Genomic DNA, 10,942 nt, shown 5'->3' with positions numbered 1-10,942 from the left:
GCCTCGATCGCCACGTCCGCCCCCATCCCCCCGGTCACGTCGTCGATCAGTCGCTCCGGCTCCTCCGCGGCATCGGCCACCACGTCGGCTCCCACCTCCCGGGCCGCCCGCAGCCGACCCGCCGCCGGGTCCACGACGACGACGCGTCCTGAGGAGAACAGCCCGGCCGCGACGATCGCCGCCAGCCCGATGGGTCCGGCACCGACCACGACCACCGTGTCCCCCGGAGCCACTCCTCCCTTGAGGACCCCCACCTCGTACGCGGTGGGGTGGATGTCCGAGAGCAACACCGCGTCCTCCGAGCGCACCGCGCCCGGCAAGGGGTGGAGGGAAAGATCGGCGAAGGGAACGCGGACGAACTCGGCCTGGGTGCCGTCGATGGTGTGTCCCAGCACCCACCCACCACCACCCCGACACTGCCCGTAGGCGGCCTCGCGGCAGTACCGACACCGCCCGCACGCGCTGATGCAGGAGACCAGCACCCGGTCCCCGGGCCGGACCGTCCGCACCTCCGGTCCCGTCTCCACCACCTCTCCCACGGCCTCGTGACCGAGAACGCGGCCCGGCTCCACCTCCGGCACATCCCCCTTGAGGATGTGCAGATCGGTGCCGCAGATGGTGGTGACATCCACCCGCACCACGGCGTCACCGGGATCCCGGACATCGGGATCGGGCACGGTGGTCCAGGAGGACTCACCCGGCCCGTGATACACCAGAGCTCGCATCTCTTTCACCCGCCTTCATCGATTCGCCCGTGTGTCGGTCCACTCCCGTTGTGCTTGCCACCCCCCGGCATCGCTGTCACCCCAGGGCCGCCGGCCACCGTTGGGCCACGGCCACCAGGAGACCGAGATCCAGAAGGACCCCCGCGGACAGCCAGGGGTTGAACCAGGCCGTCTTCAGCACCGGTCCGCACACCGCGGCCCCCACCGCGGCGCCGGCCCACCGGTCGGACCCCACGGCCAACCACACCGCGGCCAACCAGTTCAACAACCCCGTCACCACCGCCAGGGTCACCGCCATCCGATGAACGGCGCCCTCGGGCACCCCGACAGCCGACAGCGGCGCGGAACGGTCGGGGCGGAACGGCGGGGGACGTTCGGGGTCGCTTCGCGACCCCCATATCGCGAAATGCACCAGGCCATGGGCGAACAGCAGGAAAACCGCCACCACCCGGATCACGGCACCACCTCCCACCACTCCCGAGGAGGGACACGACCGGCTCGCCGGGCCACCGGTACGCAGTCCCGCCGGCCCACCGCTTCCGAAGGGTGCTCCGGCCACCGTCACCCCGCCTCCCATGCTGCGTCGGGTTTCCCCCTCCCGCGACCCCACCCCGGGGAGGGCCTCCGGGTCGCGGGTCCCCACGGGCCGGGGCACGATGGACACGTACGACGGTGCCCGGCAGCGGGCGCCTGCCGATCCACCCGGGCGGGCCGCCATGAAGGACACGATCGCGGAAGCCATGGTCCGGGAGGCGTCTTTGGCACCCTCCCTCTACAACGCCCAACCATGGCGTTTCGCCTACTCGCGATCGGGGCGGGAGTTCGCCCTCCGCGCGGACCGTGAACGCGGCCTGCCGCACATGGACCCGGATGCCCGCGAACTGCACATGGGGTGCGGGGCCGCGCTGTTCAACCTCAGGGTGGCGGCGGTCGCCCGCGGTCTGCGCCCGGAGGTCTCCCTCCTGCCCCATCCCGAGGACCCCGACCTGCTCGCCCGGGTCCGTCTCACATCGGGGGAAAGCCCCGTCAACGGACGGGAAAGCGACGGCACCCCCGGGGACCTGCACCCGGCCCTCTTCGAACGCCACACCAGCCGCTACCCCTTCTGGGACACCGACATCCCGCAGGACGCGCGAACCCTCCTGCGAACCGAGGCGTCCGCGGAAGGAGCGGCTCTCGTCTTCGCGGACGCACCCGAACGCGATCTGGTGCTGCGCCTCTCGGCCCTGGCGGAGCACCGCAACGCGGCCGACCCCGGACGACGGGAGGAACTGCTGCGCTGGACCCGTCCCCGGACCTCCGTCACCGGGACGGAGGCCGACGGCATACCCGACTACGCCTTCGGCCCCCGACCCACCGCCGGAGGGGCACCCCTGCGGGACTACGCGGCCGGACGCGTCACCGCGCCGTTGGGAACCACCGGCTTCGAGGAGAACCCCCGTCTCGCCCTCCTGACGATGCCCGAGGACGCCCCCCTTCACTGGCTGAGGGCGGGACAGGCGATGGAACGGGTGCTGCTGCGGGCCACCCGGGAGGGCCTCTCCGCCCTCCCGGTCACCCACCCCCTGGAATGGCCCGACCTGCGCCGGGAGATCTCCGATTCCCTTCCCGGGGACGGAACCGTGCAGATGGTGCTCCGGCTGGGGCACGGCCCCCTCGGCCCGGTGACGCCGCGCCGTCGCATCGAGGAGGTGCTGGACATCACCGGGTGATCGACCGGGCCATCCCGCCCGGCGACGCCGGACAACGGACAACACTCCCCTTCGACCCCGAGAGAGGGTGGGTGACCGGTGACGGGACGCCCCGACGACGAATGGCTGCTGCGCTACGAGGGGTACGACCCCGCCGACGAGCCCCTCCGGGAGGCGCTGTGCACCGTGGGTAACGGGTACCTCGCCACCCGGGGAGCTCCCCCGGAGGCCCGGCCCGGCGGCGCCCACTACCCGGGCACCTACGTCGCCGGCGTGTACAACCGGCTGGCCTCCCGAGTCGCCGGCCGCACGGTGGAGAACGAGTGCCTGGTCAATCTCCCGCACTGGCCCGCCGTCACCTTCCGGATCGACGACGGACCGTGGTTCGACATCGACACCGTTCACCTCCTCGAACACCATCAGACCCTGGACCTGCGCCGAGCCGTCCTCACCCGACATCTGCGCTACCGGGACGACCGAAACCGGGTCACCACCGTCACCCAACGCCGCCTGGTGCACATGCGTCACCACCACCTCTGCTTCCAGGAGGTCGTGATCACACCCGAGAATTGGTCGGGGCGCCTGCGGTTCCGCTCCGAGCTCGACGGTCGGGTTCGCAACACCCTCGTCGAACGCTACCGCGACCTCGCCGACACCCACCTGGAACCGGTGGGCACCAGCGGGCCGGCCCCCGACTGCGTCCTACTGGAGATGAGGACCAACCGGTCGGCCATTCCCTTGGCGATGGCGGCCCGCACCGCACTGGTACAGGGTTCCGAGCCCATCCCCGCGACCATCCGACTGCGCAGCGCCCCCGATCGCATCGCCCTCGATCTCACCGCGGAAGCCACCCCGGGCCGCCCGGTCACCCTGGAGAAGACCGTGACCGTGGTCACCGGGCGGGACCACGCGATCTCCTCCCCGGCCGACGAGGCACTCCGCGGACTGGCCGGGGACCGACACCTCGACGATCTGTTGGCCGACCACGAACAGGCGTGGCGACACCTGTGGGAACGTTTCCGGATCACGGTGGAAGGTCACCCCGACACCCGGCGCATCGTTCTGCTGCACCTGCTGCACCTTCTGCAGACGATCTCTCCCCACTCCGCCGACCTGGACGTCGGGGTTCCCGCCCGGGGTCTGCACGGTGAGGCGTACCGGGGCCACGTCTTCTGGGACGAACTCCTCGTCTTCCCCATCCTGAATCTCCGGCTGCCAGACCTCACCCGGGCCCTGCTGCGCTACCGTCACCGTCGCCTGGACGAGGCCCGGGCAGCGGCTCGCCGCGCCGGACACATCGGGGCCATGTACCCCTGGCAGTCCGGCAGCGACGGTCGGGAGGAAAGCCAACAGTTCCACCTCAACCCCCGCTCCGGCCGCTGGCTGCCCGACACCAGCGCTCGCCAGCACCACATCGGCCTCGCCATCGCCCACAACGTGTGGCAATACCACCAGGTGACCGGCGACCGCGAGTTCCTCATCCACCACGGCGCGGAGATGCTCCTGGAAATCGCCCGGTTCTGGGGAGACCTCGCCGTCCTCGACCCCGACCACGATCGGTACGTCATCCGCGGCGTGATGGGTCCCGACGAGTTCCACACCGGCTACCCCGGAGCGGAGTCAGGGGGCATCGACAACAACGCCTACACCAACGTCATGGCCGTCCGGGCACTGTCGTGGGCGATGGAGGCATACGCGGCGCTACCCGCCCGCGAACGCGGAGAACTCTCCGAACGACTGCGCCTGGACCCCACCGAGAGAGCCCGTTGGAAGGACATCACCCATCGGATGTTCATCCCCTTCCACGAAGGTGTCATCTCCCAGTTCGAGGGCTACGGCGAACTCGCCGAACTGGACTGGGAGGCGTACCGGAGCCGCTACGGCGACATCCACCGCCTGGAGCGGATCCTGGAGGCCGAGGGCGACACCGTGAACCGCTACAGGGCATCCAAACAGGCGGACGCCCTGATGCTCTTCCACCTCCTGACGGCGGACGAACTGCTCCCCCTCATGGCCCGCCTCGGCTATCCACTCGACCCCGACACCATCCCCCGCACCATCGACCACTACCTCGCCCGAACCTCCCACGGCTCCACGCTCAGCGCCGTCGTACACGCCTGGGTCCTGGCCCGCGCCCACCGGGAACGCGCAGTCGACTTCTTCTTCCGGGCCCTGGAGTCGGACATCGTCGACATCCAGGGCGGCACCACTGCCGAGGGCGTCCACCTGGGGGCCATGGCGGGAAGCGTCGACCTGCTCCAACGGTGTTTCTCCGGCCTGGAAACCCGCGGCGGCCACCTCGCGCTCAACCCCTTCTGGCCCGAAGCCCTGGGGACCCTGGAGATCAATCTCCGCTATCGCGAACACTTCCTGCGGTTGCGCATCAACGGCGACCGGGTCGAGGTCGGCTCGACCGACGGCTCCCACCAACCCGTTCGTGTCATCTGCCGGGGGCAAACGGCCGAACTGCGTCCCGGCGCAACCGTCCGCTTCCCGCTGTGACAGCGGGCACTCCCACCCGCGCCACGAGGTCATCCATCGATTCGGACCTCCGAGAGGTCCCCGACCACCACATCGGCGCCGCACCGCAACAGCGCTCTCCCGTGGTCGGATCGGTCCACCCCGATCACCAGGGCGAAACCACCCCGTCTTCCCGCCTCCACGCCCGCCTCCGCGTCCTCCACGACCACACACCGCCCGGGAGACGCGCCCAGAAGACGCGCGGCCTCCAGCAACATCGCCGGGTCCGGTTTGCCCGCCAAACCAAGACGCTCGGCCACCACCCCGTCGATCCGCACCGGGAACAGATCCCCGAGGCCCGCCGCATCGAGTACCTCGCCGCAGTGACGACTGGCGGAGAACACCGCCACCCCCGGCCGGCCCGCCGGATTTCGCGCACCAACGCCACAGTGGTGTCGAAAACGGCCACCCCCCGCCGTGCCAGTTCCCCGCGCAACCACCGGTCCTTCCGATTGCCGAGCCCACACACGGTCTCCGCGTCCTCCCCGTCCCCCGGAGCGCCCCGGGGCAGCCGGATACCCCGCGAGGCCAGGAACCGCTCCATCCCGTCGTACCGGGACACACCGTCCAGACAACGGTGGTAGTCCTCCTCGGAAAACCCCCGCGGACTCCCGTTCCGATCTCCCTCTCCGGCACGCCGCGCCAGATATTCGTCGAAAAGGCGGCGCCACGCACCGGCGTGCACCGAGGCGGTATCGGTGACCACACCATCGAGGTCGAAGAGCACCGCGTCGTAGCGCCGGGGATCGATGACCACCGTCATCCGTATCGACCTCCTCACCCCGGGCCCGGGTACCCGCCCCGACCGGTGCGCACACAGACCCCGGAGGACTCCGCGCATCAGTGACCCCCTTGTTTCGCCGGCGGCGGAGAGGACACCCGGAACCGGCTCGGCCCCACCCCGGCCGGGACACGGAAACCCGGCACCGGCGACCCGGAGGGAGCGCGCCGAACGAGGCCGCGTTCCCACGCCCCCATCGGTGCCCCTCACCGGCAGGAGCGGAGCACATGCAGGCAACAGCGAAAAATCCCCCTGCCTTTCCCGTGCGAGTGGAGGCCGACCCCGACGAGTCACTCTCCCGCTGGCTGTGGCTCGTCAAGTGGCTGCTGCTGATCCCGCACTACTTCCTGTTGGCCTTCTTGTGGACCGCTTTCGTGGTCGTGACCGTGATCGCCTTCTTCGCCATCCTGTTCACCACCCGCTACCCCCGCCCCCTCTTCGACTTCAACCTCGGAGTCCTCCGATGGACCTGGAGAGTCGCCTACTACACCACCGGCGCCTTCGCGACCGACCGCTACCCTCCCTTCTCCCTCGGCGTCCGACCCGAGTACCCCGCACGCCTGACCATCGAATTCCCCGAGCGGCTCTCACGCGGTCTGGTGCTGGTCAAGTGGTGGCTGCTGGCCATCCCCCACTACCTCGTGGTGGGAATCCTGACGGCCCCGCCGAGCGGTGGGGAACAGTTCTCCCCGCCGGGCCTCATCACCCTGCTCGCGTTCTTCGCGATCATCGCCGTCGCCTTCACCGCCGTCTATCCACGAGGCCTGTTCGACCTGATCATCGGTCTCAACCGGTGGGTTCTGAGGGTCGCGGCCTACGTGGCCCTCATGACCGATGCCCACCCGCCCTACCGCTTGGATCAAGGGCCCCGTGAACCCGGACCTGAGGAACCGACCACCCTCCCGGGCCCGGGACACGAGATGGGTGAGGTATCCGGGGCCACCGACCGGCGATCTCCGGGAGCCGGGTGAGCAGGCCCACCGGATATGACACCGGCGACTCCGATCGCCTCCGTCCCGCTCCCGGCCGGTCGGACCCTCGGTTCTCCCGGGCGCCCCGATCCCGGGCGGCCATCGGCCGACCCGGGACACACCCGGTTCTCGACCCCCGGTCCCGACCGCCGACATCGTGCCGTACATCGGTCCACCACGCCTGGCGGATCCGGCCCCCGGAACCGGGAGGAGCCAAGGGCAACCACGGACGCCGGACCCCCTTCCCGGGCGCCCCGCGGTACGCCTTCTATACTTCACCGAATGGAGCCGCCGAGTCGGATCGAATCGCTGTACGCCGCTGTCCTGCGCCGCAACCCGGGTGAGAAGGAATTCCACCAAGCCGTGCGCGAGGTGCTGGAGACCCTGCAACCGGTCCTCGACCGTCACCCCCACTACGCGGACACCGCCGTCGTGGAGCGACTGTGCGAGCCGGAACGCCAGATCGTCTTCCGAGTCCCCTGGGCCGACGACCGGGGCAGGGTCCACGTCAACCGTGGCTTCCGTGTGGAGTTCAATAGTGCTATCGGGCCGTATAAGGGGGGGTTGCGTTTCCATCCTTCGGTCAATCTCGGTATCGTCAAGTTCCTCGGTTTCGAGCAGACTCTGAAGAATGCTTTGACCGGTAAGCCCATCGGTGGGGCCAAGGGTGGTAGTGACTTCGATCCCAAGGGACGTTCCGAGGCGGAGGTCATGCGTTTTTGTCAATCCTTCATGACCGAGTTGTACCGCCATTTGGGGGAGTACACGGACATTCCGGCTGGGGACATCGGTGTCGGTACCCGCGAGATCGGTTATCTCTTCGGTCAGTACCGCCGTATCACCAACCGTTTCGAGTCCGGCGTCCTGACCGGTAAGGGCATCGGCTGGGGCGGTGCTCCGGGGCGTCCGGAGGCCACCGGTTACGGGCTGGTCGTCTTCACCCAACAGATGCTCTCCACCCGGGGTGATTCCTTGGACGGCAAGCGGGTGGTCGTCTCCGGCGCGGGGAACGTGGCCCTGCACGCGATCGAGAAGGCCCGGGACCTGGGCGCGGTCGTTGTCGCCTGTTCGGATTCCCGGGGGTATGTCGTCGACCCCAAGGGCCTGGATCTCGACCTTCTCAAGGAGGTCCGCGAGGCCCGTGGCCGGGTCGAGGAATACGCCGAAAGGCGCGGTGCCGATGCTCGTTTCGTGGCCGATGCCCCGGTATGGCAGGTGCCCTGCGAGGTGGCTCTTCCCTGCGCCACGCAGAACGAGCTGACCGCCCGGGACGCCGGTGAGCTCATCCGCAACGGTGTCCTGGCGGTGGCCGAGGGCGCCAACATGCCGACCACTCCTGGGGCTGTCGAACTGCTCAGGGAAGCCGGGGTGCTCTTCGCTCCGGGGAAGGCGGCCAATGCCGGTGGGGTGGCCACCAGCGCGCTGGAAATGCAGCAGAACGCTTCCCGTGACTCCTGGACCTTCGAGTACACCGAGCAGCGACTCGAGGAGATCATGAGGCACGTTCATGACACCTGTTTCGAAACGGCTCAACGCTACGGGCACCCGGGGGACTACCGGGTCGGGGCCAACATCGCCGGATTCGAGCTCGTGGCCGACGCGATGGTGGCCCAGGGACTCATCTGAACACCCACCGTCCGTACCCGGCCCACCGTGATGTCGTGTCCGGTGGGCCGGGTACGGAGGCTGTGCGGCCCACCCCGGTGTTGATCGCCTCTCCGAACGGTGGACCGCATCACAGGTGACGGGTACAGCGAGTCGCTGGAATGTCCGGGCGGCCCACCGGAGCCCGGGTGTCCTTGCCCGGTGTTTGCAAAGGGCCCCGGGCGCGACCGGGTGGCTCGGTCGACCCCGTGGACCGATCCCGCCCGGTCGCCGTCGGGATCCGAGGTGCGTCGCATCGCTCTCCGCCCCGTCGTTCGGACAGTTGCCGCGGATGCCCGGTCCCGTGGTGACACCGGTGGCCTCGAAGCCGTCCGGGACCGGGTCACCGTCGACCTGGGCTCCGGGGGCGAGGCCCACGAGTACCTCTGCGCTCCCGGCCGGAACGCCTGATCCCGTACCCCGCCCCTGTTCCCGTCGTTTCCTCCCGCTCGTTCCCGGGGGTCTTGGAGGGTGAGGAGGTCCGGGGAGAGGGGCCCCGGCAGGTGAAGGCTGCCGACCGGGAGTGGTTCGTGGCCACCGGCGGTGCCTTCCGTATCGCCGGCCCGGCCGACAGTGAGTCGCCGATGGTCGTGTCCACGTTCATCCCCGCCGCGCCGCCGGTGCGGGGAGCAACGGATGGGCCCGCTTCCACCGCACGCCGGTGGAGGTCGTGCCGGATCAACGGTCAACAGGTCACACGGAGACGACCCGGGTGGGATGCGTGCCGAACGGGACTGCGCGCCGTGGAGCAGCGGCTCGGTGCCGGGCCCGGCGGAAAAGCGCGCTCCCGCCCCCTGTCCGCTGCCGGGTAACCGGGCGGGGTGGGGTTCCGTGCTTCCCCACGCCTCCTCGCAGAACCGACTGCCGCCCCTCCCACGAGGGGGGCCCACGCGGGAGGGGCGTACACGGACACGCTCGGCGGGATCGTCGTCGCGGTACGCGGCGAGGAGAGCGGGTCCGGACGCAGCGGTGGTGCGCGGTCGGCCTCGGATTCTCCGGCTCCGCCCGTCCCGCGCCACCTCCTCCCGCCACCTCCTCCGGACCGGGTCGAGGGCCGCCACCCCCGGCTCCGTGCTTCCGTGGGCAGCATCCTCGGGGCCTGCGCCTCCTCGCCGCACACGAAGGGGCGGACTCCGGGCCCTGCTCCGCACGGTGCCGGTACGCACCGTGGGACACCGTGCGGTGAGGTCCTCGAAGTTGTTGTAAAGAACCGTCCGTTCGGTATATTTTCACATGCTGGCGTTCCGGCTTCAGGGGGGAAGGGTCATGGGCGGGTTGGAGGGGAAAACGGCACTGGTCACCGGTGCCGGCCGGGGTATCGGCAGGAGCATCGCGCTGCGACTGGCGCGTGAGGGTGCCCTGGTCGCTGTCCACTACGGCACCAATGAGGCCGCGGCCGCCGAGACGCTGGCGACGATCAGGGACGGGGGTGGACGTGCCTTCGGCATCCGCACCGAGCTGGGAACCACGGGGGACGTCGAGAGGCTGTACGCCCGTTTCGACGCCGCAGTGGCCGAGCAGGGAGCGGCCCCCGGCCTCGACATCCTGGTCGGCAACGCAGGAGTCAGCGGATCCGCGCGCATCGACGAGGTGACGCCCGCGCTCTTCGACCGCATCTTCGACGTGAACGTCAAGGCCCTGTTATTCGTCACCCAGCTGGGACTCAGGCGGATGCGAGAGGGCGGCCGCGTCATCAATGTCTCGTCAGCGGCCACCCGCATCGCGTACCCGGAGTCGGTCGTCTACTCGATGAGCAAGGGCGCGGTGAACACCTTCACACTTGCTCTGGCCAAGGAAGTCGGCCACCGGGGCATCACCGTTAACGCCATCGCTCCCGGATTCGTCGAGACGGACATGAACGCGGCCAAGCGTCGCACTCCCGAAGCGGCGGCAAAGCTCGCCTCGTGGTCTGTTTTCGACCGGCTCGGCGACACCCGGGATGTCGCCGACATCGTGTCCTTTCTCGCATCCGATGCCTCGCGATGGATCACGGGTCAGTGCATCGACGCGTCCGGAGGATCGCACCTGTGACGTGACCTCAGGCGACAGCCCCCGAACCGGGTGGGGGCAGTTGCTACACCAACCCGACTCCCGGGCAGCGGTGGATGCCTCCCGTTGATACGACAAACCGCCACGTGAGGGAATCCCGTGCCGAGTCCCGCCTCGGGACCCCCGGTGCGTCGTCCCCTCTTCGTGACCCACCCCGGTGGCCCCGTCGAAAGCCCGGTGGTCGGGGAACCGGGTGGACGCGGCGCTTCTCAAGGCCGTGCCCGCGTCCCACGTCCCGGCACGACGTCACCCACCGCCCCCACGATGTGCCCCCTGTGCGTCGGCGGACACCCCGCGCGGAACCGGGCGTGAGACGAGGCGATGGTGCACCCCGCCGTTCACGTGGGACACCACCCCGGCAGGCGAGGTTGTTCCGGGCGACCAGGACGTGGGGGTGGTCGGGACCCGGATACCGCGTGACGGTGTCCAGAAGGCGTTGGCGGTCCTCGATGGCGGCCGCGACCCGTCCGGCTTCGTCCAGGCCTCTACCCGCGCGGAAGAGCACCGGGTGGGTGTCGGTCCACCCGGGTGGGGTCTGCGGTGCGGGGTTCCGTGTCGGGG

Annotated in this window: 8 protein-coding genes and 1 pseudogene; 5 read left to right on the top strand and 4 right to left on the bottom strand. The window is 69.8% G+C overall.

The features are described from left to right. On the bottom strand, positions 1-725 hold a 725-nt coding region (locus FNQ90_RS04220; RefSeq protein WP_182605026.1), incomplete at its 3' end, for an alcohol dehydrogenase catalytic domain-containing protein. 76 nt (positions 726-801) lie between these two features. Beyond that, positions 802-1,182 (bottom strand): hypothetical protein, encoded by a 381-nt coding sequence (locus FNQ90_RS04215; protein ID WP_182605025.1) that lies wholly within the window; start codon positions 1,180-1,182, stop codon positions 802-804. Between the two features lie 259 nt (positions 1,183-1,441). On the opposite strand from FNQ90_RS04215, the gene FNQ90_RS04210 reads away from it, so the two are divergent. Further along, a complete protein-coding gene (locus FNQ90_RS04210) occupies positions 1,442-2,437 on the top strand; it encodes an Acg family FMN-binding oxidoreductase (RefSeq protein ID WP_182605024.1) in 996 nt (331 codons plus the stop codon). Positions 2,438-2,515: 78 nt separating this feature from the next. Beyond that, complete coding sequence (locus FNQ90_RS04205; protein ID WP_182605023.1) at positions 2,516-4,918, top strand: glycoside hydrolase family 65 protein; 2,403 nt, start codon at positions 2,516-2,518, stop codon at positions 4,916-4,918. A gap of 29 nt (positions 4,919-4,947) precedes the next feature. Here FNQ90_RS04205 and FNQ90_RS28370 read toward each other — a convergent pair whose 3' ends face one another. Further along, positions 4,948-5,280 (bottom strand): HAD family hydrolase, encoded by a 333-nt coding sequence (locus tag FNQ90_RS28370; protein WP_323379769.1) that lies wholly within the window; start codon positions 5,278-5,280, stop codon positions 4,948-4,950. Positions 5,281-5,354: 74 nt separating this feature from the next. Continuing rightward, positions 5,355-5,699 (bottom strand): annotated as a pseudogene (locus FNQ90_RS28365) (HAD family hydrolase); the annotation flags it as partial. Between the two features lie 245 nt (positions 5,700-5,944). Here FNQ90_RS28365 and FNQ90_RS04195 point away from each other — a divergent pair. The 3 genes from FNQ90_RS04195 to FNQ90_RS04185 all read left to right on the top strand — a co-directional run bounded on the left by FNQ90_RS04195 (position 5,945) and on the right by FNQ90_RS04185 (position 10,363). Beyond that, positions 5,945-6,688 (top strand): DUF4389 domain-containing protein, encoded by a 744-nt coding sequence (locus FNQ90_RS04195; RefSeq protein ID WP_182605022.1) that lies wholly within the window; start codon positions 5,945-5,947, stop codon positions 6,686-6,688. Between the two features lie 282 nt (positions 6,689-6,970). After that, complete coding sequence (gdhA, locus tag FNQ90_RS04190; RefSeq protein WP_182605021.1) at positions 6,971-8,314, top strand: NADP-specific glutamate dehydrogenase; 1,344 nt, start codon at positions 6,971-6,973, stop codon at positions 8,312-8,314. Positions 8,315-9,598: 1,284 nt separating this feature from the next. Next, positions 9,599-10,363 carry an SDR family oxidoreductase gene (locus tag FNQ90_RS04185; protein ID WP_182605020.1) on the top strand — a complete coding sequence of 255 codons (765 nt, stop codon included), beginning with the start codon at positions 9,599-9,601 and terminating at the stop codon, positions 10,361-10,363. The last annotated feature ends 579 nt before the right edge of the window (positions 10,364-10,942 follow it).

The organism is Streptomyces alkaliphilus (assembly GCF_014141535.1).
GTDB lineage: Bacteria > Actinomycetota > Actinomycetes > Streptomycetales > Streptomycetaceae > Streptomyces > Streptomyces alkaliphilus.
The sequence above is the reverse complement of the archived record's forward strand: the minus strand, read 5'-3'. Positions and strand labels throughout refer to the sequence as shown.